The sequence below is a fragment of the Paenibacillus sp. FSL F4-0122 genome (genome assembly GCF_038002845.1).
Taxonomy (GTDB): domain Bacteria; phylum Bacillota; class Bacilli; order Paenibacillales; family Paenibacillaceae; genus Paenibacillus_AQ; species Paenibacillus_AQ odorifer.
Map to the genome: position 1 here is coordinate 3120504 of NZ_JBBODI010000001.1, position 22132 is coordinate 3142635.

General features: G+C 45.6%; 19 protein-coding genes. 14 read left to right on the forward strand and 5 right to left on the reverse strand.

The features are described from left to right. Positions 1-10 precede the first annotated feature (10 nt). Complete coding sequence (locus MHH49_RS13480) at positions 11-556, reverse strand: glutathione peroxidase (RefSeq protein WP_038573366.1); 546 nt, start codon at positions 554-556, stop codon at positions 11-13. A gap of 623 nt (positions 557-1179) precedes the next feature. Here MHH49_RS13480 and MHH49_RS13485 point away from each other — a divergent pair. From MHH49_RS13485 to MHH49_RS13510, 6 genes are all read left to right on the forward strand, one after another. Then, a complete protein-coding gene (locus tag MHH49_RS13485; RefSeq protein ID WP_076099939.1) occupies positions 1180-2256 on the forward strand; it encodes a bifunctional 3-deoxy-7-phosphoheptulonate synthase/chorismate mutase in 1077 nt (358 codons plus the stop codon). A 195-nt stretch (positions 2257-2451) separates the two neighbouring features. Continuing rightward, positions 2452-3897 (forward strand): SulP family inorganic anion transporter, encoded by a 1446-nt coding sequence (locus tag MHH49_RS13490; RefSeq protein ID WP_076099937.1) that lies wholly within the window; start codon positions 2452-2454, stop codon positions 3895-3897. A 218-nt stretch (positions 3898-4115) separates the two neighbouring features. After that, the gene (locus MHH49_RS13495; RefSeq protein ID WP_038573363.1) at positions 4116-4598 is read left to right on the forward strand and encodes an RrF2 family transcriptional regulator; all 483 of its coding nucleotides are present in this window, start codon (positions 4116-4118) and stop codon (positions 4596-4598) included. A 21-nt stretch (positions 4599-4619) separates the two neighbouring features. Next, positions 4620-5618, forward strand: coding sequence for an LLM class flavin-dependent oxidoreductase (locus tag MHH49_RS13500; RefSeq protein ID WP_038573362.1), 999 nt, complete (start codon positions 4620-4622; stop codon positions 5616-5618). A 193-nt stretch (positions 5619-5811) separates the two neighbouring features. Beyond that, positions 5812-6585 (forward strand): hypothetical protein, encoded by a 774-nt coding sequence (locus MHH49_RS13505; RefSeq protein WP_076099935.1) that lies wholly within the window; start codon positions 5812-5814, stop codon positions 6583-6585. 105 nt (positions 6586-6690) lie between these two features. After that, positions 6691-7524: a prohibitin family protein gene (locus MHH49_RS13510; RefSeq protein ID WP_036680268.1), complete on the forward strand. Its 834-nt coding sequence runs from the start codon at positions 6691-6693 to the stop codon at positions 7522-7524. Between the two features lie 75 nt (positions 7525-7599). On the opposite strand, the gene MHH49_RS13515 is transcribed toward MHH49_RS13510, so the two are convergent. Then, positions 7600-8592 (reverse strand): ketoacyl-ACP synthase III, encoded by a 993-nt coding sequence (locus MHH49_RS13515; protein WP_038573358.1) that lies wholly within the window; start codon positions 8590-8592, stop codon positions 7600-7602. A gap of 10 nt (positions 8593-8602) precedes the next feature. Next, positions 8603-8944: a hypothetical protein gene (locus MHH49_RS13520; RefSeq protein ID WP_076099934.1), complete on the reverse strand. Its 342-nt coding sequence runs from the start codon at positions 8942-8944 to the stop codon at positions 8603-8605. 297 nt (positions 8945-9241) lie between these two features. Here MHH49_RS13520 and deoC point away from each other — a divergent pair, with 297 nt between their 5' ends. From deoC to MHH49_RS13555, 7 genes are all read left to right on the forward strand, one after another. Continuing rightward, positions 9242-9919 carry a deoxyribose-phosphate aldolase gene (deoC, locus tag MHH49_RS13525; protein ID WP_036680262.1) on the forward strand — a complete coding sequence of 226 codons (678 nt, stop codon included), beginning with the start codon at positions 9242-9244 and terminating at the stop codon, positions 9917-9919. Between the two features lie 310 nt (positions 9920-10229). Then, positions 10230-11522: a homocysteine synthase gene (locus tag MHH49_RS13530; protein ID WP_038573355.1), complete on the forward strand. Its 1293-nt coding sequence runs from the start codon at positions 10230-10232 to the stop codon at positions 11520-11522. A gap of 206 nt (positions 11523-11728) precedes the next feature. Further along, on the forward strand, positions 11729-12799 hold the full coding sequence (locus MHH49_RS13535; protein WP_076099932.1) for a hypothetical protein: 1071 nt from the start codon (positions 11729-11731) through the stop codon (positions 12797-12799). Between the two features lie 1200 nt (positions 12800-13999). Next, positions 14000-15139, forward strand: coding sequence for a 3-dehydroquinate synthase (aroB, locus tag MHH49_RS13540; protein ID WP_036680257.1), 1140 nt, complete (start codon positions 14000-14002; stop codon positions 15137-15139). Between the two features lie 324 nt (positions 15140-15463). Continuing rightward, positions 15464-17428, forward strand: coding sequence for a heavy metal translocating P-type ATPase (locus MHH49_RS13545; protein WP_076100594.1), 1965 nt, complete (start codon positions 15464-15466; stop codon positions 17426-17428). A 183-nt stretch (positions 17429-17611) separates the two neighbouring features. Next, positions 17612-18553: a thioredoxin-disulfide reductase gene (gene trxB, locus MHH49_RS13550; RefSeq protein WP_036680254.1), complete on the forward strand. Its 942-nt coding sequence runs from the start codon at positions 17612-17614 to the stop codon at positions 18551-18553. Between the two features lie 68 nt (positions 18554-18621). After that, entirely contained in the window at positions 18622-18858 is a 237-nt protein-coding gene (locus MHH49_RS13555; protein ID WP_036680252.1) for a glutaredoxin family protein, read from the forward strand. Positions 18859-18992: 134 nt separating this feature from the next. On the opposite strand, the gene MHH49_RS13560 is transcribed toward MHH49_RS13555, so the two are convergent. Both MHH49_RS13560 and MHH49_RS13565 read right to left on the reverse strand, forming a co-directional pair. Next, positions 18993-19193 carry a hypothetical protein gene (locus MHH49_RS13560; RefSeq protein WP_036680251.1) on the reverse strand — a complete coding sequence of 67 codons (201 nt, stop codon included), beginning with the start codon at positions 19191-19193 and terminating at the stop codon, positions 18993-18995. A 193-nt stretch (positions 19194-19386) separates the two neighbouring features. Further along, the gene (locus tag MHH49_RS13565; RefSeq protein ID WP_076100592.1) at positions 19387-20547 is read right to left on the reverse strand and encodes an ROK family transcriptional regulator; all 1161 of its coding nucleotides are present in this window, start codon (positions 20545-20547) and stop codon (positions 19387-19389) included. A gap of 268 nt (positions 20548-20815) precedes the next feature. Here MHH49_RS13565 and xylA point away from each other — a divergent pair, with 268 nt between their 5' ends. Then, complete coding sequence (xylA, locus tag MHH49_RS13570) at positions 20816-22132, forward strand: xylose isomerase (RefSeq protein WP_036680248.1); 1317 nt, start codon at positions 20816-20818, stop codon at positions 22130-22132.

A 22132-nucleotide genomic window follows, 5' to 3' on the forward strand; every position in this document is an offset into this window, starting at 1 on the left:
TATTAGAAACTTACAGCAGGGCCTCGATAGCTGGTTCAATATCCAGCGGGTCCACCGTAGATTCGAATCTAGTGACAACATTGCCTTCGCGATCAATCAGGAATTTAGTGAAGTTCCACTTGATTTCGTCATTGTTCAGAGCCTCTGGATCTTTGTCTTCAAGCATGCTTTGCAGCAGCTTTCCTGAAGAATGGTTGATATCGAACCCTTCAAATCCAGCCTGTTCTGTTAGGTAGGTGAAAAGAGGGTGTTTAGCTTCGCCTTTTACGTCAACCTTTTCAAAGAGTGGGAAGGTTACCCCGTAATTAATTTGGCAAAATACATTAACCTCTTCATTGCTGCCGGGTTCTTGCTCTCCAAATTGATTGGAAGGAAAGCCGAGAATTTGGAGGCCACGTTCCTCGTACCGCTCATAAAGCTTTTGCAGATCTGAATATTGGTGGGTAAATCCGCACTTACTTGCTGTGTTCACTATCAGTAGTACTTTACCTTTGTATTGCTCTAGCTCGATATCTTTTCCCCGAATACTGCGTGCTGAATATTGATAAATGCTCATGGCTGCTACATCCCTTCAGTTATCTATGCTTTTTGAAAAAGAACAGGAAATATTTATAATAATTAAATTGTAAACAATTCAATTATCGCTGTCAAACAATACAGCTTGAAGGAATTGGAACCGTAATTGCCAGGTTGGAATAGGATAGATAATGGGTATGGATCAGTCAAACAAATTTATTGCGTTAAAGCTACTCTGCGTTCCATTATTATCTTGCATCGGGAACGTTTTTTGATTAAGATAGCAGAAACCAGCGCAAAAGCCGCGCTGACATAGATAAGGACTATGACGAAGAGAGTAAGCATTATAGCGGATCTTAACAGGGAAGGCGTGCCGGAGACTGAGAGCACCCTCATGAGACGATTAATGCCGAAGTTCACTTCCGAGTCGGCCCCTGAAGTAGTTTGTCACAGGTTGTGGCAGGTATGAGTAGGGAGGCCCGCGCCCCGCGTTACCGGGTGAAAGACAGAATTAATTCTTAGTCAGGGGAACATGAGATTCTATTCCTTTGTGCTAGTATTCGGGTTAATTCTAAATAAGGGTGGTACCACGGCTCCTCGTCCCTTGCGACGGGGGGCCTTTTTGCGTTCCAAATTATAACAAAAAGAGGGAGTGGAAGGGTAATGAGTAACGTGGAATTGGATGTTCTTAGAGGTCGTCTGGATGAAATTAATGGGCAATTGCTGGAGCTGATCTCCGAGCGGGCTAAGATTGTTCAGGAGATTGGAGTTGTTAAAGAAAAACAAGGTGTCCCTAAATTTGATCCAGAACGGGAAAAACAGATGCTGGATAAGCTCGTAGCGAGCAACAAAGGCCCTTTCACTAACGGGACGATCCGTAGCCTCTTCAAACAAATTTTCTCAGCTTCTCTGGACTTACAAACAGATGATCATAAAAAAACTTTACTGGTAGCCCGCAAGAGCCACAAAGAGGATACAGTGATTGTTCTGCCGGGAGATGTAACGGTTGGCGGTGCTTCTTCACTGATGGTAGCCGGTCCTTGCTCCGTGGAAAGTGAACTGCAGACTCGCACCGTAGCTGCCGCCCTGCAAAAAGCCGGAGTACGTGTAATGCGTGGCGGTGCCTTCAAGCCTCGGACTTCACCTTATGATTTCCAAGGGCTGGGAATGGACGGTTTAAGAATATTACGAGAAGCAGCAAATGAATATGGACTGCTGACCATCAGCGAAATTGTAGATGCAAGACATATTGAAGAGTCGCTTGATTATGTGGATATCATCCAGATTGGTGCACGTAATATGCATAATTTCGAGCTGCTAAAAGCGGTGGGAGAAGTCGACAAGCCGGTGCTGCTGAAACGTGGATTGGCTGCCACACTCGATGAATTCATCCATGCAGCGGAATACATCATGTCTCGTGGAAATACACAGATCATGCTGATTGAACGTGGAATTCGCACCTATGAAAAAGCGACCCGCAACACGCTTGATATCTCAGCAGTGCCAATTCTCAAACAGGAATGCCATTTGCCAGTATTGGTTGATGTAACTCACTCGACAGGCCGCAAAGACATCCTTATTCCATGTGCGAAAGCCGCACTCGCAGCTGGAGCTGACGGCATTATGGTGGAAGTGCATCCTGATCCTGCAACCGCATTGTCTGATGCCGCTCAGCAGCTGAACATTGATGAATTCAACACCTTCTTTAATGAAGTGAAAGCTTCCGGATTGTACCGGTAATCTAGAAATATAGAATTTGCATGATATTTTAAGGATTCGCTAGAAAATGAGGTGTATAAGCGCTTACAAGTCTAACTAATCTTTTTGTGAAGGTGAAGGTGGGTCGAGTACAATAAGCAACATTAGCGTTGCACCGGCCCCGGGTCTTTTCTGACAAAAGATCCACACATTTTAATAGTCACAGGAGGAAAATAGATTTTGAAGCAGCTTACCTTAAATAATGGGTGGTTTTCTAACACTCGAACCGATATTTTATCGGGGATGACCGTAGCCGTTGCGCTGATTCCTGAAGCGATCGCTTTTTCGATCCTGGCGGGAGTAAGTCCGATGGTTGGTTTATATGCCTCTTTTTGTATTGCGATTGTAACGGCACTTGCCGGGGGCAGACCCGGAATGATCTCGGCGGCTACGGGAGCTATGGCTCTGTTAGTCGGAAGTCTCGTACTAGAACACGGAATAGAGTATCTGTTCGCGGCAACTGTACTGGCTGGTGTGTTTCAGATATTGATGGGGATGCTAAAGCTGGGGCGGTTTATCACGTTTTTGCCACAGCCGGTCATGACAGGGTTTGTCAACGCGCTGGCGATACTGATTTTTATGGCACAGCTTACCCATTTTAAAGGACAAGGCTGGGTGATGTACGGACTGGTAGCTCTGACCTTGCTTATTATCTACATGGTTCCTCGGTTTACCAAAGCCGTACCTTCAGCACTTGTAGCGATCGTTATCGTTTCTGTTCTTAGCATCGCTCTTCATCTGGACGTAAGAACCGTAGGCGATATGGGGAATATTACAGCAACTTTGCCACTATTCCATCTCCCGCAAATCCCGTTCACGCTGGATACTCTGCTTATTATTTTGCCATATTCACTTTCACTGGCCGTAGTTGGGCTATTGGAATCACTGATGACTGCCACCTTAATAGACGATATTACGGGCACAGGTAGTGATAAGAACAGAGAGGCGAAGGGACAGGGGCTTGCAAATGTAGTCACTGGTTTTTTCGGAGGGATGGCAGGCTGTGCGATGATTGGCCAATCGATGGTTAACATGAAGTCAGGAGGACGCACGCGTCTGTCCACGTTTGTGTCAGGAATCTTTTTATTATTCCTAATTATCGTACTTGGCGATGTGGTGAAGCAGATCCCGATGGGCGCGCTCGTCGGCGTAATGATAATGGTCTGTATCAGCACCTTTGAATGGGGCTCACTCAAAACTTTAACCCGTGTTCCGCTAAGCGATGCGCTGGTTATGATTGTGACGGTGGTCACCGTGGTGGTTACAGACAACCTTTCTATTGGGGTTTTGTTTGGGGTTCTGCTAAGTGCTTTAACGTTTGCTTGGAAAATAGCTTCGATCCGCCTAACTGTTCAGGAAGCAACCTCTTCCAAGACATATGCGGTTTCCGGCCAGCTGTTCTTCGGCACGACAAGCCACTTCATTCATGAATTCGCCTACGAAAGCGATCCGGATCATATTATTATCGATTTTTCACACTCCCATGTGTGGGACCAATCCGCTGTCCATGCCATAGCGAAGACGATGAGCAAATACGCCGAGCATGGCAAAAAAGTCACCATTACAGGACTTAATGACCAGAGCTCACAGCTGGTTCAGCGGGTGGGATTATCATTACAGTAGGACATACAAAAAAATAACGGATACCCTCAAAAAAGATTGCGCTATGTGCGTGATCTTTTTTTTATAGCAGATATTTTCTGAAAGAAAAGGCCAGCAAGGTTTTACTTTGGGTTTAAAATAATATAAAGTATAAAGTGGATAATATTTATCCGCTTTATACGCGGACGGTATTATATACAGTTTGAATCAAGCTATTTACGTAAATCGAGGTGCTGTACATGCATATGAAAACAGGGGTAGAACAGTCGGTATATGCACTGGTTCTACTCAACATGCTGCCGGATAAGGCGGTGCTATCTGGGGAAGCGATTAGCCAGCAGCTCGGAGCATCGGCGACCTATTTTCAGAAACTGTTAAGAAAGCTGGTAACCGCAGACATCATCACGTCTGTTCCTGGCATTAAAGGCGGTTTTAAATTAAAGAAAAGCCCTGAAGATATTCGTGTATATGACGTTTACCTCGCGGTGGAAGGCCAGCAGTCGCTGTATTCATCGAATGGGATTCTGGTAGACATGTTGGATTTAGAAAAAGAAGACAGCTGCTGCCTGTTATCGAATCTGATGGAAGAAGCTGAATCCTCTTGGAAAGCTGTATTAAAGCGAGAGACTATTGCTTCGTTGTCGGAGGAAATGCGTGCTGAACGCTTTAAAGATAAGATTGCAGTCTTAGAGGAATGGGTCAGCAATAAAATGGTCATCTAACCAAAGAAGGGATGTATTCGCATGAGATTAAGCGTATTGGATCAGGCACCCGTGACAAGCGGTAACACAGCGGAAGGTGCCCTGAATAAAGCAGAAGAACTGGCTATTTTAGCAGATGAGCTGGGATATAGCAGAATGTGGATGGCAGAGCACCATGGCGGAAATACTTTTGCTAGCTCAGCTCCGGAAGTAACGGCTGCCCGTTTAGCCGCCAAGACCAACCGTATTCGAATCGGCACCGGCGGTGTAATGATGATGCATTATTCTCCTCTTAAGCTGGCGGAAGTATTTAAAACGTTAAGTGCTTTTTCCCCGGGGAGAATTGATTTCGGTGTGGGACGAGCTCCTGGTGGCGATACAAGCGCCATGTACGCTTTATCTGAAGGCCGTGAGTTAATGCTGCATAATATGTATGACAAGCTTGGCATTACCATGCAACTGCTTAGTGATCAGATTCCGGAAGATGAGCTATATGCCAAAAATCTCGCTGCTCCAACGAAGGTGGCGCTCCCTGAAGTATGGTTGTTAGGCTCGAGCGGCAATAGTGCGCGAAAAGCTGCACAAATGGGAGTCGGATACTCCTTCGCACAATTTTTTAATGGTGCGATGAGTAATGAGATCTTGGACCATTACCGGAATAACTACCAGCCTTCTATCTTTATGGACAAACCAGAGATCAGTGTATCCTATATGGTGACCACAGCAGAAACGAAGGAAGAAGCTGAGTATGAAGCGTTACCGCAGGATATTTTTCGGTTGATGATGAGTAAGGGCCGGATTACTCAGGTGCTGACACCAGAAGAAGCTCAGAACATTTCGTTATCGGAAATTGACCGGATGTCAATCAAGGAAGGGCGCAAGATTCATTTGGTTGGTGCGGTTAAAGACATCGCCGTACGTTTGCAAGAAGAACAAGCACAATATGGATTCCAAGAAGCAATGATATGCAGCATCCCACATTCGCAGGAGAAACGGCTAGAGGTTTACCGACTACTGGCGCGTGAACTGCTAGGCTCTTGATTCTTGATAGCTAACCTTAACCCGCATTTCATGCGGGTTTTTTGTATGCCAATTTAGCTTTTTGATCGATGCATACCCTCAAAAGACAATAAATTAACCCTACCGCCTCCTAAAAGTAACATTTGAATGCCTAACTTCATCTATGATTAATGAAAGATTAAATTATAAAAAGAGGCTAGGAAGTGATCAAGAGATGTTTCCTTTACATAAATCCATTACGCTGACAGCCTTGCTTCTAATGAATCTGCTTGCAGGTTGCCAACATCAGGTGGACCCATCCCCCCTTCAATCGGGTGACTACTACCACACCTCAAGACCGAAGCCAACAGACACCGCTGCTAACCTCATTAAGCTGGAGTGGAGGCTGGTGGATACAATGCCCATAGTCTCTCAACTAAGTGCTCCACCCACAGGCGCTACTTTGATTGCAGAGAAGAAGCTGGATGATTTCGGAGGAGTCAAAGTGAGTGTGTATACGATGGCTAGTGACGAAGACTATGTGTATGCCAGAACTTCTACTTCCAAAGGACAATACAGTCTAGGGGCGATAGGAACTTATAATTATCGTCAACCGGAGGATATCAAGGTAGAAGTAGTGCGGTTGTTTAGCGAAAAGGTGCTGAAAATCACCGGAGGACTAGGAGCAAATAACTCGCTCAGTAACTATTATTTAATCGACGAGAGCGGTAACCCCTCGGGTTTGCTGCAAATAGATACCGGACATTCCAAAGAACTGGATGTTGATCAGGATGGATCTTTTGAAGGGGTAGCCGCACATGGAAGTCCGATGAGTGCCTATATTTATCGCTGGAATATTGATCACGCTGAGGTAACATACGTTAATGATGCTTTAAAGGCAGACTCCGTGGTGCTAACGGATGAAGGAATATATGAAGCTTCTAATATCGGGGACAAGCAGAGCAGAAGATTTCGGTTGACCGTAGAAGGACTGATCTCAGAGCGGTAACGCCATGACCACTGCTGTTGAAATATTTCCTGCGACCATTTACCCCAAACCTCCGTATAGACGGTTAAGCTTGAATGATTATCCATAATCTAGGAGGGGTATTGGATGAATATGCAAATGAATCCGAAATTGAAACAGCTGCGCCCGGGAAAAATAGTCAGCGGGATTGCAGCGGTGCTCATTGTATTGTTGATTGGCGCGAATTCTTTCGTATCAGTGGAATATGGGCATGTAGGTTTGTACAAAACCTTTGGTAAATTAAATGACAATACATTGTCACCCGGCATTCATTTTAAAATTCCGTTTATCCAAACGGTGATTCAGGTCAATACACAGGTAACGAAGGCGGAGACCGATACTTCAGCCTCTTCAAAGGATCTTCAGCCCGTGTCCACACATGTGGCGGTGAACTATTCCGTAAATAAGGCTTCCGCCTTTAATCTGATGAACAATATCGGAGGTAATTTTGATAGTGTAATTATCAATCCGGCCATTCAAGAAATCGTTAAAGAAGTGACAGCCAAATATCCAGCAGAGGATTTGATTACGCGTCGTGATGTAGTGTCGAGTGAGATTAGTGAGCACTTAACCGCTAGGCTGGCAAAATATGACCTGATCGTCAACGATATTAACATCGTTAACTTTAAATTCTCGGAGGCATTTAACCAGTCGATTGAAGCAAAGCAGGTCGCCCAGCAGCAGGCATTGAAGGCCGAAAATGATCTCCGGCGGATTGAAATTGAAGCGAAGCAAAAAATCGCCCAGGCGCAAGCAGAGGCTGAATCTTTAAGACTTAAGAAGCAAGAGGTTACACCTGAGCTGGTGCAGCTGAAGCAAATTGAGGTTCAGGAGAAAGCGCTGGAAAAATGGAACGGCGTGCTGCCATCTGTAACAGGGGGAGCCACACCTTTTGTGGATGTTCAATCCCTGACTAAATAATTCATTATTGGGTTTCTGATTTATTTCCTCTGATGAAAAAGCCCTACTTCTATAGAAGTAGGGCTTTTTATACTATTAATATTGATAAAGCATCGTAGGAATTTGCCAGCCAGCGCCAACTGACCAAAAGAAGACATAATCGCCACGTTTGATTCGTCCGTCCTCGACTCCGCGTTGAAAGGCGATAAAAGGACTGCTTGTGGCTGTATAGCCGAACTCGTCGCCTACATAAATGAACTTCTCTGCGGTTAGTCCGAGTCCGATTTGGATGAGCTCGATATTTTTCAGTGAGAATTGTGAAAGACAGAATGCAGAGATATCGTCCGTAGTCAGGCCGTTGCGTGAGAGAAGCTCTTTCATATCCGCTATAGCTGCGTCTACACACACTGTACCGTCAAAAGGGGTCCACCGTATCCGAATCTGCTCTGGGGTCATACCCTCTTGATAAATATTCGACAGGCCGCAGGCCGGGAACATAATATTCTCGGAGCCCTCAGAATCGGTGTAATAAAGGGAATCTATGAAGCCTGCATGCTCGTTGCTGCGCTCCAGAATCACTGCTGCTGCGGCGTCCCCAAAGTTAGGGTAAGTAATTTCATCATCTGTATTGCAGTTCACTGAACTGTAGTCGCTTCCTACGACGAGTGCGTACCTGATGCTGGGATTGGCTTGCATATAACGACTTGTCTGCTCCACGGCAGATACCATTCCTGCGCAGTTAGCATTGGAATCCTGCGTAATGGTCCGGTGTTTACCTTGAAGCATACGGTGTAGTAGAAGTGCATTGGTAGGATAGGTGTACTCTGGCGTCTGTGAAGCGAACATGATCATGTCCATATCCTCACCTTGCAAATTCGCTTCGCTAAGCACTTTTTGGGCAGCCTTTAATCCCATCGTCAGGGCATTTTCACCCTGTTCTTTTACGATGTATCTCCGGTCGCGACCCATGACTTCTAGGAATCGTTTGATGTCCTTGCCCATACTCTGAAAATGCTTCAGATAATATTCGTTATCTACGATATGCTCTGGGTGGTAATAAGCAGCTTGGCGAATCGTTATATGTCCCAAGTGGCGCCTCCTATGCTTCAATAATTTCGTAATTTTCTAATTTCGTAGCCCGTGCCACTCGGCTTAGCTGCATTTTTAGGACAGGGCTTTTGGCAATAATAAAGGTTACTTTTTTAAATCCGGATTGTTTATACAGTATGTAGCATTGCTCAAGCATGGGAAGTGTGTCCTTTGAGGATACATTCAATGTCTTGCAATCTAGGATGATCTCATATTGTTTCGGGTCGAATGCACTTATGATTTGGTTGTATTCATTAATGAAACGTCCTGCATCTTCTGGCGACATAGTTCCTTCGACTTGTACATTCAGTTTTTGATCTGCAGCATTTGTGGCGAAATTGAAGTTTCCCATTTTTGATTAATCTCCTCCTAAGTATTATCTAAGAAAAATTTTGATGAATAGGATAAAAAAACCTATTTATCTAAGACTATTATCGTATTTTTAATTGGGAAAGTTTAGGGGATTAAACCTTTATTTTTTTAAAAAGATAATTTAGGGAATGATAAACTACTTAAAATCCATAAAATCTGCACAAATTAAGGTTTGAGGTAGGCATGCTCACCCTGTTTGCTTTGCAAAGCAGAGTTCTATTGGTATGATTACAGAGATGAAAAAAACTACTATCCAAATCATGGAGGAATAATAAAAATGAGCGAAATTACACTATCGGGGATTATTGATCATACACTGCTTAAAGCAGATGCACGGAAAGAAGACATTATTAAATTGGCGGAGGAAGCTAAAACTTATAAGTTTGCTTCTGTCTGCGTAAACCCAGCTTGGGTAGCTACTGCCCATGAAGTGCTGAAAGATACGCCTGAGGTTAAAGTATGTACAGTTATCGGCTTCCCGCTGGGATCATCGACAACAGAGAGCAAAGCATTCGAGACTACCGATGCTATCGCTAAAGGTGCTGGCGAGGTGGACATGGTCATCAATATCGGAGCATTAAAAGATGGCAACGATGAGCTGGTTAAACGTGATATTGCAGCCGTTGTAGATGCAGCTCGTGGCAAAGCACTGACAAAAGTCATCATTGAGGCTTGTCTGTTAACGGAAGAAGAAAAAGTTCGTGCCTGCAAGCTATCTGTTGAGGCTGGAGCAGATTACGTAAAAACATCCACTGGATTCTCTACAGGCGGGGCAACGAAAGAAGATATCGCGCTTATGCGTGCTACAGTTGGACCTAATATTGGTGTAAAAGCTTCCGGTGGTGTACGTAGTGCAGAAGATGCACATGTAATGGTACAAGCAGGTGCAAGCCGTATTGGAACTAGTGGTGGTGTAGCGATTGCTAAAGGCGAAACAAGCCAAAGCAATTACTAAGCCGAGGGGCTGAATCGGAAGCGGCGAGTGAGGAGGACAAGCTCAATCGCCGCTGTCCTGATTCAAGCTATTAACCATCAGTTTGATTAGGAATTGTGTTTTATACATAAGGTTGAGGTTTTTATTAATTTATATTGAAAGCGTTATCCAGTAGGTAGAGGACACTAGCAGAAGCATTTGACCAAAGTACAATAATTCACACCGGAATAATGAGATTTTTTTCTTTTCAAATGATGTGGTTTGTGAGAGAATGAGTACAATTCAAAATTGTTAATCATTTCTATACTTAATTATAGGGGAGGAAATACCTATGTCAGAAGATCGCAAGCTGTCGTTTGAAACTTTGGCTGTCCATGCAGGCCAGGAAATTGATCCAACTACTTTCTCACGTGCTGTACCGCTTTATCAGACCACTTCCTACGGGTTCCGTGATGCTGATCATGCAGCCGATCTGTTCGCGCTTAAAGAATTCGGCAATATTTATACTCGGCTGATGAACCCAACTACGGATGTATTTGAACAGCGTGTGGCGGCACTTGAAGGTGGGGCAGGTGCGCTTGCTACAGCTTCCGGGGCAGCGGCTATTTCCTTTTCCATTCTAAATATTGCGGGCGCTGGGGATGAAATTGTATCTGCTGCAAGCCTGTATGGCGGAACTTATAATCTTTTCTCGACAACACTGCCTAAGCTTGGTATTAAGGTTCATTTCGTAGATTCGGATAATCCTGAGAACTTCCGTGCTGCGATTACAGATAAGACCAAAGCTTTGTATGCAGAAACAATCGGCAACCCACAGGGAAATGTTCTGGATATTGCGGCAGTTGCAGCGATTGCCCATGAACATGGGATTCCTCTCATCGTAGACAATACGTTCCCAAGTCCATATTTATTGCGTCCGATTGAGCATGGCGCGGACATTGTTGTCCATTCAGCAACCAAATTCATCGGTGGACATGGTACATCCATTGGTGGGATTATTGTTGACGGTGGTAAATTTGATTGGAAGGCAAGCGGTAAATTCCCAGGTCTTACGGAGCCAGATCCAAGCTATCATGGAGTGGTTTATACGGAAGCGGTGGGCCCGGTTGCTTATATTATTAAAGCCCGCGTTCAATTGCTTCGCGATTTAGGGGCGGCGATTTCTCCGTTCAACTCTTGGATGCTGCTGCAAGGTCTGGAGACTCTTCATTTGCGGATGGAACGTCATAGCCAGAATGCGCTGAAGGTAGCACAATATTTGGAGGCACACTCCGATGTGGAATGGGTAAGTTATTCGGGACTTCCTACGCATCCATCTCATGAATTAGCGCAAAAGTATTTGCCTAAAGGCCAAGGTGCGATCCTTACTTTTGGTATTAAAGGTGGAAGTGCTGCGGGACGTAAATTGATTGAGAATGTGAAGCTGTTCTCTCATTTAGCGAATGTTGGGGATTCCAAGTCATTGATCATCCACCCAGCAAGCACAACACATGCACAGCTGTCGGATGAAGAGCAAATCACAGCCGGAGTAACGCCGGAATTGCTGCGTTTGTCGATCGGGACGGAATCCATTGATGATATTATCTATGATCTGGAGCAAGCTATTGCAGCCAGTCAACAATAGAAGTTTATATTTCGAAAAGCATTACCGCTCTGCGGTGATGCTTTTTTTGTTGCCTAAAAAAGTTGGAATATTCATCGGATTTGGCAACGCTTGCATATTTCAGGTGTGGCTCCCGTATTTATAAGTGAGGTAATGAAATGTCGGTCGCTTATGTTATATAGCTTGGCATACCGGCAGCAATCCAAAGATAAAGGGTGGGTGCGAGGATGAAGGGTGAACGTCAGCAGGATGGTTTGCGGAGTAGTGAAGAGCGCCCGTTCAAGTTCATGTATAAGGCTGGTGATCGGACTGTGGGAATGGAAATGAGCCAAGCTGGGTCCGTAGCCTCGGCTGCCGCAGAATTTATCGCTGGAGTAGAGCAGAGGGATGTCATTGAGCCTTTGAAGCGGTCTTATTATAAGCGGCCGGGGGAACCATCGACATTCCTAGTGCTGCGTGAAGGAAGAGAAGAACGTCTTGCTGGACGGGAAGGAACAAGGACTGCTCAAGCGGGCCCTTGTTTGATACGGAGTGAGGAATGGCTGCTGGAACCAGAGCTGTTCTGTCTTTATGAGAACTGGTTATCTAGCGAGGATGAACTGCAAGCAGCCCGGATTCTGCAGCGAATCTCTTATCGTCTGCGCGCAGCTGCTGCCGAACTGCTCGAATCGCCGGATGGCGAATGGGCAGCGGTCACCCTGCTGCATCCAGAGTCGCTTGCGGTGGCGCAGCCCGCCAAGCTTGCCGCGCTTCAGGACGCGCAGCTCGAAGCGCTGTTCGCTGCGGTGGCGGAGAGCCAGCGGCAAGGCGGCGATTGCCGCCTTGACCTGCTGGTCGCCTACACCGCAAGCGCAGCCGAATTCGCCGCGAAGCGCGAATTCATCGAAGACGTGGCCGATCAGACACTCGGCCACGCTTATGCGGCGGCATGCCGCATCGGGGTGCTGATCGCGCCCGATGTGGAGCCTGCCGCCGCTGCGGAAATCGCGCGTATCGCCGATTTCCTAGTGCTGGACGGCGCGGCGGGCGAACACGCGCCGGAAGAGACCGCCGCAGAGGGTTTCGCCCTGGCGGCGGGGGAGATCTTTGCCGCCGTGACGAGCGTGAAGCCGGCGGCGGTGGTACTTGCCGCGGGGACACCGGCGGCGTCGGCTTTGGCCGATCTGTATCAGATCGGGCTCAGCGGGATCTTTTGCAGCGCCGGTCAGCGGACCGAAGCGCTGCTGAGAGCGGCCTGCCTGATCTGGATCGCCAGGCAGCGTGAAACGCTGGATACTGCCGCCGGGGGAAGGCAGTAAGCTTTTTCTGCTGAACGATACGATGCAGTTCATATAAGAATCGTAAAAAGACTTCAGAGCAGCGATTATCCGGTTATCGGAGAATCGTTGCTTTGTTTTTTTGGTCGTTAGCTGCATGCTTCAACAGCGTATATATAACCCATTACTCAATCACTATACTCAACCTCCATGCTCAATACTGTACTCAACCTACGTATTTAAACTAATCTGTATTCATGCTTTGTATTTAAACGCCGTACTCATACCGGGTACTCCTACCCTGTGCCCAACCTCCGTACTTAAACTAATCTGCACTCATGCTTTGCATTTAAACTCTGAACTCAACCTCCTCACCCCTCAACCCCCGATGCTTAAGGACCCAGATGACGCTATTTGCCTGATTTTAGCTTTTTAAGCAAAGTTTCGGACACCAGAGACGCTATTCGTTAGGAAGAGGTACATATTTGGTGCTTTTCAAGTCAATAGCTGCAATGGGGTCCGTTAGAATACCAAATGTGTTTAAAACCAGCGATTAGGGTCAGCTGAGTCCTATAGTAGCTACATACGCGAGCAACTTGCATCATACGTCCATCAATCGTGTCGTAATCATACTTTGCGCTCAACCTACACACTCAACCTCCGTACTCCCACCCTGTGCCTAACCTCCGTACTTAAACTAATCTGCACTCATGCTTTGGATGCAACCTCCGAACTCAACCTCCGAACTCCCACCCTGTGCCCAACCACCGTACTAATACCCTGCGCTCAACCTCCGCACTTAAACTAATTGTGCACCTCTGCACTTAAACTAATCAGCACTCAAACTCGGCACCTAACCTCCGCACTCCTCACCCCCCGATGCTTAAGGACCCAGATGACGCTATTTGCCTGATTTTAGCTTTTTAAGCATGGTTTCGGACACCAGAGACGTTATTCGTTAGGAAGAGGTACATATTTGGTGCTTTTCAAGTCAATAGCTGCAATGGGGTCCGTTAGAATACCAAATGTGTTTAAAACCAGCGATTAGGGTCAGCTGAGTCCTATAGTAGCTACTCAAACTAACTGCACGCAAACTCTGTACTATCACCAGTAGCTGCAGCGCAATATTAGTTTTGGAACATTCACATTTGTTTCCAGCATCTTCTTACATTTTACATAAACAGGATAATGACAGTGGAGGCTCGAATTTTATTAGCATCTTACTGAATAGGGGTGCTGTAGATGTCCACGAATTTTAGAGTTGGCTTGCAAAAGGTCGTAGATCATTCTTACGATATTGAGATTGGGGAAGGTCTTTTTGGCGCTCTGATTGAGGATTTAAAACGTGGAATTGTCGAGAATGTAAGCAAATTCGCGATTATTACAGATTCCAAAGTCGAAGCCCTGTATGGACAAGCCTTGCTGGAACTGCTGCTTCAGAATGATTTTCAAGCGGAGCTTTTTTCTTTCCCTGCTGGAGAGAAGTCCAAAACCCGAGAAACGAAGGCAGAGCTGGAGGATCGGCTATTAAGCCGTTCTTATGGACGAGATTGCTGTATCCTTGCCATTGGAGGCGGGGCGGTAACGGATTTGGCAGGTTTTTTGGCTGGAACATTTGGTCGGGGAGTGCCAAGTTTGAACTATGCAACTACCCTTTTAGCAGCAGCGGATGCTTCTATTGGTGGTAAAACGGGCGTGAATACACCGGTTGCAACCAATCTAATTGGTGTTTTTCATCAGCCTAAAAAGGTCTACATCGACCTAGCCACTTGGAGAACGCTTCCGGTACGTGAGCTTCGCAGTGGTTTGGCTGAAACAATCAAACATGCCTGCATCGCGGATGCTGACTTTTTTGAGTTTCTTGAACAGAATATGGAGCGAGTTGTCTCCTTAGAAGGCGAACTTGTATTAGATCGAGAGGTTTGCGAACGGATTGCTTTTCATAATTGTGAGATCAAGTACAGCGTGGTGGAAAAGGACGAACTGGAGAGCAACCTGCGCCAAATTCTAAATTTGGGGCATACTGCTGGCCGAGCGTTAGAGGCTTTAAGTGGTTATGAATTATTACATGGTGAAGCTATTGCGATTGGACTCGCGGTTCAGGTGCAGCTGGCAGAGCAGTTGGGGTATGTAACGGCTGACGAAACTCAGCGTGTGATTGCTTTGTTGAAGAAGGCGGGACTTCCGACTGAAATACCAGCAACCATTACAAATAGAATGCTGATCGATAAGATGTATACGGATAAAAAGGTTCGCAAAGGGCGTATACGGTTTGTGTTCCAAGCTGGAATTGGAGCGATGAAGTCTTTTGAAGGTGGAGCTTATTCGACGCCAGTCGAAGAGCAAGTCCTATCCGAGCTTTTAAATAAAATACGCAGTTAAGATAGGAAAACGTTATTTTAAATTTATGACGAATAGCCCAGAAGGTAGGGTTTACTTTTTCGTTCAAGGTGGTATTATTAAAATATAAGTTGCACTAAGGAAATATAGTTGTACTGTTGCAACAATGATTATCATTCTCACTACTCATAGTTATCATTCATGCTGTCCCGGCTAAGCCGGGGCAGCATGTGTCATTTTAGGGGTCTTAAGAATGGCTCTCATTATCATTTAGACAAAACAAAGCGTGTGCTCCCGAAGCAAGTTTTGTTGCGAAGAGAAGTTAATGAAGTAATCCTACACAAAACTTTCAGGATGGTGATTATTATGCAAGCAACATCAAAACATTTACCCCAGCAAACCTCAATCTCCGGCAGCATGAAGAAACCAGGCGCTCCAAAACGCCGGTTCGATGTGAGAGCCATGCTCAGCAACTCCGAGATGCAGGCTGCGCTTGGCAGCGGAGTGCTTATGCTTTTTGCTTGGGCTATGGGTAGCTGGTCAGAAGTTTTCTCTATAGTACTTTATGTTATTTCGTATACCATTGGTGGCTGGAACAAAGCCAAAGAAGGCGTTGAGACGCTCGTCAAAGAACGTGATCTCGATGTGAACCTGCTGATGATTGCGGCTGCACTAGGCGCAGCTACCATTGGGTACTGGAATGAAGGTGCTATGCTCATCTTTATTTTTGCGCTTAGTGGAGCACTTGAGAGCTATACGATGGAACGGAGTAAGAAGGATATTTCCTCACTTATGGCCTTAAAACCAGCCACAGCCATGCGGATTGAAAAAGGAAGCATGAACGAGGTAGCTATTGATCAGTTAGTAATCGGAGATCTGTTGCTTGTACGTCCAGGGGATCTTATTCCTGCAGATGGTAAGGTGTACAGAGGAGAATCGGCAGTAGATCAGGCTTCCATTACAGGAGAGTCAGTGCCTGTTGAAAAATGTGCCGGCAGCGAAGTATTCGCAGGTACGGTCAATGGAGAAGGTCCTCTTTATATTGAAGTAACGAAATCAGCAGAGAACACACTTTTTTCCAAGATCATTAAGATGGTAGAAGAAGCAGAGACGGATGTTCCAAATTCACAGCGATTCATTAAAAGACTGGAAGCCATCTATGCACGGGTAGTTGTCGCCTCGACTGTGGCTCTTATTTTCCTTCCACCCTTTTTGCTGGACTGGAGCTGGAGCGCAACCTTTTATAAAGCGATGGTTTTTCTTGTAGTAGCCTCGCCTTGTGCGTTGGTCTCATCGATTATGCCTGCGATGCTGTCGGCTATTTCCAAAAGTGCGCGAAAAGGGATTTTATTTAAAGGCGGGGTCCACCTCGAAAATATGGCCCGGACCTCTGTTGTAGCTTTTGATAAGACAGGGACCCTTACAGAGGGAACTCCGCAGGTGACAGACTTTATTGCAGCTGAAGGCTACAACCGGGAAGAATTACTGGCGATTAGCGCATCCATTGAGCATATGTCCCGCCATCCATTGGCGGAAGCCATTGTGCGTAAAGCTGAGGAAGAATATCTGGAGCTGCGAGGTGTGCAGGAAAGTAAAACCATCACTGGCTGGGGAATTGAAGGTCAAGTTGACGGGCATCTCTGGAAAATTGGAAAGTCCAATTTACTGGATGAGCTGACTTCGTCTGCGATGGATTCTGAGCTAGCATTCTGGAGAACTAAACGGCAGCAGTTGGCGGAAGAGGGGAAGACTGTCTCCATTATTTTGGACGGTGAGCATATTGCAGGTATGATTGCATTGCAGGATATAGTTCGCCCACAAGCAGAAGCTGCAGTGCGGAAGCTGCAGGAGCTGGGGATTAAAGTGGCTATGCTTACGGGTGACCGGGAAGCTACAGCAAAAGTTATTGCGGCTTCAACCGGAGTAGATTTAGTATTTGCCGACCTTTTACCAGAGGATAAAGTAAAGCATATTAAGGCGCTTCGTGAAAAGCACGGTAATGTTGTGATGGTGGGTGACGGTGTGAATGATGCGCCTGCTCTGGCTACAGCGACTGTTGGCATGGGTATGGGCATGAAAGGCAGTGGTGCAGCGCTTGAGATAGCCGATGTAGTGCTTATGAATGATAATATTGAAGAGATCGCCTCGACCATTTCATTGGCACGGCGTTCACAGCGTATTGTGAAGCAAAATATGATTTTTGCTGTAACAGTAATCGCGGCTCTGATGATCAGTAACTTTGTGCAGGGCATCGCCCTTCCTTTTGGCGTGATCGGTCATGAAGGCAGTACGATATTAGTTATTCTTAATGGGCTGCGATTGTTGCGGTAAGAGGTCAGTGATGTTATTGCGCATTATTTATTGCCAAAAATTAAATTGTTCACAAATGATTTTTTCCTGAGGGAGTCTGGCTTATTGACATTTTTGCTTTCAGTTAGCATAATTAAGACTACATTATAATTATTTTAAATAAGAAGCGACGTCACTGCCGTCTAATTCAAGGAGGATATAGATATGTATAAATCAATAATTGTTGGAACCGGACCGGCGGGGTTGACTGCTGCTATCTACTTGGCTCGTGCCAATTTGAACCCACTAGTAATCGAAGGACCCCAACCTGGCGGACAATTGACCACCACTACAGAAGTGGAGAATTTCCCGGGATTTCCTGATGGGATTATGGGTCCAGACTTAATGGATAATATGCGTAAACAAGCTGAACGTTTTGGTGCGGAATTCCGTACGGGTTGGGTGAACAGTGTAGAACTTGGAGAGCGGCCTTTTAAGCTTAATGTTGAAGGATTGGGTGTTCTTACGACGGATACCCTGATCATTTCCACTGGCGCTACGGCAAAATACCTCGGTATCCCAGGCGAACAGGATAATGTGGGACGCGGTGTGAGCACCTGTGCTACCTGTGATGGATTCTTCTTCCGTAATAAAGAGATCGTGGTTGTTGGCGGTGGTGATTCTGCGCTTGAGGAAGCGGGTTTCTTGACTCGTTTTGCCTCCAAAGTAACTTTGGTACACCGTCGTGAAGAACTACGTGCTTCCAAGATCATGCAGGATCGCGTTCGCGATAATGTTAAGGTAGCTTGGAGCCTGAATCGTACTCCTCTGGAAGTAACTTCTGGAGATAAAGGCGTGAGTGGACTAAAAGTGCTGAACAATGAGACAGGACAAGAAGAAATCATTGAAGCAAGCGGAGTGTTTGTGGCGATTGGCCACCATCCTAACACTGCATTCTTGGGTGGACAAATCACAACTAATGCTGAAGGTTATATCATGACTAATCCCGGTACTTCTGAAACTAATATCCCAGGCGTATTCGCTTGTGGTGATGTGCAGGATACCCGTTATAGACAAGCGATTACGGCAGCAGGCAGTGGATGTATGGCAGCTATGGATGCTGAGAAATACATTGAAAGTCTGGAACATAGCGCGGTCATTCTGTAATTTGGTATAGAAAACTCCCAGTGCTACAATAAATAACATAACTGTAATCTTCCATAGGAGGTCTAATGATGGAAAATGTAATTGTATATACTTCAACAAATTGTCCACATTGCCGTCAGGTGAAGAGCTTTTTGAGCGAAAAAGGCGTAGCCTATGAAGAACGTAACATCGAGCAGAATGATGATTACGCACAGCAGGTTTGGGATATGGGAATGAGAGCTGTTCCTGTAACTGTAATTGGTGAGTACAAAATCGTGGGGATGAACAAAACTCAGTTCGACAAAGCATTGGCGACTGTTAATTAAATAAGATTTCTGCGAAGAAATTCAAAAGGTCGCTTCCATTTTGGAGGTGACCTTTTTGTGGTCTAGGTATACAAAAATAGCCTGACGCTTATATGCGCAGGCTATTTTTTATGATGTAAATCGCAAAGTTCAATTTAAGCTTGAGTGAAAGAGGTAATGATCTGAAATAGGACGTATACAGCAACACCGCTGCCGATCAGAATGAATCCTGATTTCTTTTTGGCTTGAAAAAAACGGAGCACACCGAGACTGATCAAAGGGGCAATAATGAGCAGAAAAAGCAACACAGTGATGAACATCTGTGCCGAGATATCAGACGTATCAACATAGGTCATGGACTCGCTCTCCATTTCAAAAAAGGGGTTGTAGTGATAAATGTCACACTAACTTATCCTTTATTATATAGGATTTAAGTTGCTTTTACTGCACTTTTGATCCACCTAAATGCGGCAATTTTACGTCAATTCTATCCGCTTATGAATTTCACTCGTGAAACTGTCCCGCAAAATCGTTGTCCATTAGACTACATTAAACGGTGACCCGAATATCGCCTAGAAAATGCATAACCGCAGAGAACCCCGCGCCTATCATCGTGCCCCGGCTGCCCAGCTTAGAGAAGGTAATCTCGAGCTGCTGCTTATGATAAGGAAGCGTACGCTCCGCGACAACCCCGCGAAGAGGCTCCCCTAACCAGGCTTCTGCTTCGGATAAAGCTCCACCGATGACAATCAGCTCTGGATTAAAGCTATTGATTAGATTCGTTACTCCGATGCCGAGATATTCACCCATAGATGAGAAGTGGCGCAAGGCGTCTTCTTGTCCAGCGGCTGCATAACGGACCAGTTCTTGTGTGGTATGAGCAGGGAGGGAGAACTCTGAATGGTCATAGGTTTTTTCCGAGGCATATAGCTCCCAACAGCCACGACTCCCACAACTGCACGGCTTGCCTTGGGCTTCGATCGTCATATGTCCGGTTTCGCCGGCATATCCTCGTGCACCTTTGTACAGCTCTCCGCCAATAATAATACCAGATCCGATCCCTGAACCCGCACTGATATAGAGCAGATGTCTAACATCTTTTGCCGCCCCAAAGTTCAGTTCACCTTGTGCACCTGCGTTAGCTTCGTTATCAATAGTGACTGGAACCGCGAATTCCGCCTCCAAAATACCCCGCAGGTCAACCATTTCCCAGCCAAGGTTGGGAGCAAAAAGAACAACCCCGTTCTCATCCACCATCCCGGGGACACCTACTCCGATGCCGACGATACCGTATGGGGATTCAGGTGCTTTATCAATCAAGTCTGAAATTGTTTTTTTCATCCGTTCCAGAACATAAGGCAGCGCATGATTGTCCAGGGAGAAATCGCTTTCGAAAAGAATGCCACCACTTAAATCACATAAGACGGCTGTCAGTTGCTTCACCCGTAGCTCTATACCGATTACACTGCCGGCCATGCTGTTAAAATGCAGCATTAGTGGCTTACGGCCGCCACTGGATTCACCTGGTCCAACTTCAGTCACTAATTCTTGAGCGCATAGCTCAGCCACCAGATTGGATACGGTGGCCTTATTTAGTCCGGTCATCTCTGAAACCTTGGCGCGCGAGAGCGGAGAGTTCCTTCGAATAGTATGTAGTACGATCGATTTATTGATTTTTTTGACCAGCGCCTGATCTCCGGTAACCTTCACGAATCACACATCCTTTTTAGCATAGTTCCCTTTTGTTGTATGCCACTTAGTCTAGAGTGATGTGCTGGAAATTGCAATACATCGGCAGAAAAGAGGAAATCTATGTTTGTTGGATTTTTTGAATATTAAACGGATAGGCAAGGGAGACTTAAAGAGGCGGAAATTTTATAAAAAAACTTTGTTTAACCAATATACAAAGTCAAAAAGATGTGTTAAGATGATGCTGTAAACGCTTGCTAGCGTAGCACAATATGAGGAGGATTACACAATGGCTTATTTTGAGACAGTGAACAAAATCTCTTACGAGGGAAGCCGTTCCACCAACCCTTATGCATTTAAATTCTACAATCCTAAAGAAGTCGTAGCCGGCAAAACTATGGAGGAACATCTGAAATTTGCAATGGCTTATTGGCATACATTAACTGCTGGCGGTTCTGATCCGTTTGGCGCTGAAACTGCAATTCGCAGCTGGGACAAATTGAGTGGTCTTGATAAAGCTAAAGCTCGCGCTGAAGCAGCATTCGAATTTATGGACAAGATGGATCTGCCTTACTTCTGCTTCCATGATGTAGATATCGCACCAGAAGGCGCATCTTTGCGTGAGTTCTACAGCAACATCGACACTATCGTTGATATCCTTGAACAAGGCATGAAGACTTCCGGCAAGAAATTGCTGTGGAATACAGCTAATATGTTCACTAACCCACGTTATATGCACGGTGCAGGTTCTACACCTAACGCTGATGTTTTCGCACATGCAGCAGCACAAGTGAAGAAAGGTCTGGAAGTTGGTAAACGTCTGGGCGCAAGCAACTATGTATTCTGGGGCGGCCGTGAAGGTTACGAAGAATTGCTGAATACAGATATGGGTCTTGAACAAGATAACATTGCTCGCCTGTTCAGCATGGCTGTAGATTACGCTAAGGAAATTGGTTTTGATGGTCAATTCCTGATCGAACCTAAACCAAAAGAGCCTACTAAACATCAATATGATTTCGATGCAGCAACAACAATTTCGTTCTTGCAAAAATACAAGCTCGACAAGCACTTCAAGCTGAACCTTGAAGCTAACCACGCTACGCTTGCAGGTCATACTTTTGAACATGAACTTCGTGTAGCTCGTATTAATGGCATGCTTGGATCACTTGACGCTAACCAAGGGGATACACTGCTTGGTTGGGATACTGATGAATTCCCAGTTAACATCTACGATGCAACACTTACTCTTTATGAAGTATTGAAGAATGACGGTCTTGGCAAAGGCGGAATTAACTTCGATGCTAAAGTACGTCGTCCTTCCTTCGAGCCAGAAGATCTGTTCTTGGCACACATCGCTGGTATGGATACTTACGCAAAAGGCTTGAAAGTTGCTGCTAAATTGATCGAAGATCGCGTATTCGAAGACTTCGTTGACAAACGCTACAGCAGCTTCACTGAAGGCGTTGGAGCAGACATCGTTTCAGGTAAAGCAACATTGGCTTCTTTGGCTGAATATGCTTTGAACAATGAGAACCCACGTCCTAACCAATCCGGACGTCAAGAATACCTGAGAGCTACCCTTAACCAATACATCTTGGCTGAGTAG

What these genes read in the sequence shown, in the direction of transcription:
- trxB (WP_036680254.1), top strand. Translation starts at nt 17,612, where the DNA reads ATGTATAAATCAATAATTGTTGGAACCGGACCGGCGGGGTTGACTGCT.
- MHH49_RS13495 (WP_038573363.1), top strand. Translation starts at nt 4,116, where the DNA reads ATGCATATGAAAACAGGGGTAGAACAGTCGGTATATGCACTGGTTCTA.
- MHH49_RS13545 (WP_076100594.1), top strand. Translation starts at nt 15,464, where the DNA reads ATGCAAGCAACATCAAAACATTTACCCCAGCAAACCTCAATCTCCGGC.
- MHH49_RS13500 (WP_038573362.1), top strand. Translation starts at nt 4,620, where the DNA reads ATGAGATTAAGCGTATTGGATCAGGCACCCGTGACAAGCGGTAACACA.
- aroB (WP_036680257.1), top strand. Translation starts at nt 14,000, where the DNA reads ATGTCCACGAATTTTAGAGTTGGCTTGCAAAAGGTCGTAGATCATTCT.
- deoC (WP_036680262.1), top strand. Translation starts at nt 9,242, where the DNA reads ATGAGCGAAATTACACTATCGGGGATTATTGATCATACACTGCTTAAA.
- MHH49_RS13530 (WP_038573355.1), top strand. Translation starts at nt 10,230, where the DNA reads ATGTCAGAAGATCGCAAGCTGTCGTTTGAAACTTTGGCTGTCCATGCA.
- MHH49_RS13510 (WP_036680268.1), top strand. Translation starts at nt 6,691, where the DNA reads ATGAATATGCAAATGAATCCGAAATTGAAACAGCTGCGCCCGGGAAAA.
- MHH49_RS13535 (WP_076099932.1), top strand. Translation starts at nt 11,729, where the DNA reads ATGAAGGGTGAACGTCAGCAGGATGGTTTGCGGAGTAGTGAAGAGCGC.
- MHH49_RS13560 (WP_036680251.1), bottom strand. Translation starts at nt 19,193, where the DNA reads ATGACCTATGTTGATACGTCTGATATCTCGGCACAGATGTTCATCACT.
- MHH49_RS13555 (WP_036680252.1), top strand. Translation starts at nt 18,622, where the DNA reads ATGGAAAATGTAATTGTATATACTTCAACAAATTGTCCACATTGCCGT.
- MHH49_RS13505 (WP_076099935.1), top strand. Translation starts at nt 5,812, where the DNA reads ATGTTTCCTTTACATAAATCCATTACGCTGACAGCCTTGCTTCTAATG.
- MHH49_RS13520 (WP_076099934.1), bottom strand. Translation starts at nt 8,944, where the DNA reads ATGGGAAACTTCAATTTCGCCACAAATGCTGCAGATCAAAAACTGAAT.
- MHH49_RS13480 (WP_038573366.1), bottom strand. Translation starts at nt 556, where the DNA reads ATGAGCATTTATCAATATTCAGCACGCAGTATTCGGGGAAAAGATATC.
- xylA (WP_036680248.1), top strand. Translation starts at nt 20,816, where the DNA reads ATGGCTTATTTTGAGACAGTGAACAAAATCTCTTACGAGGGAAGCCGT.
- MHH49_RS13485 (WP_076099939.1), top strand. Translation starts at nt 1,180, where the DNA reads ATGAGTAACGTGGAATTGGATGTTCTTAGAGGTCGTCTGGATGAAATT.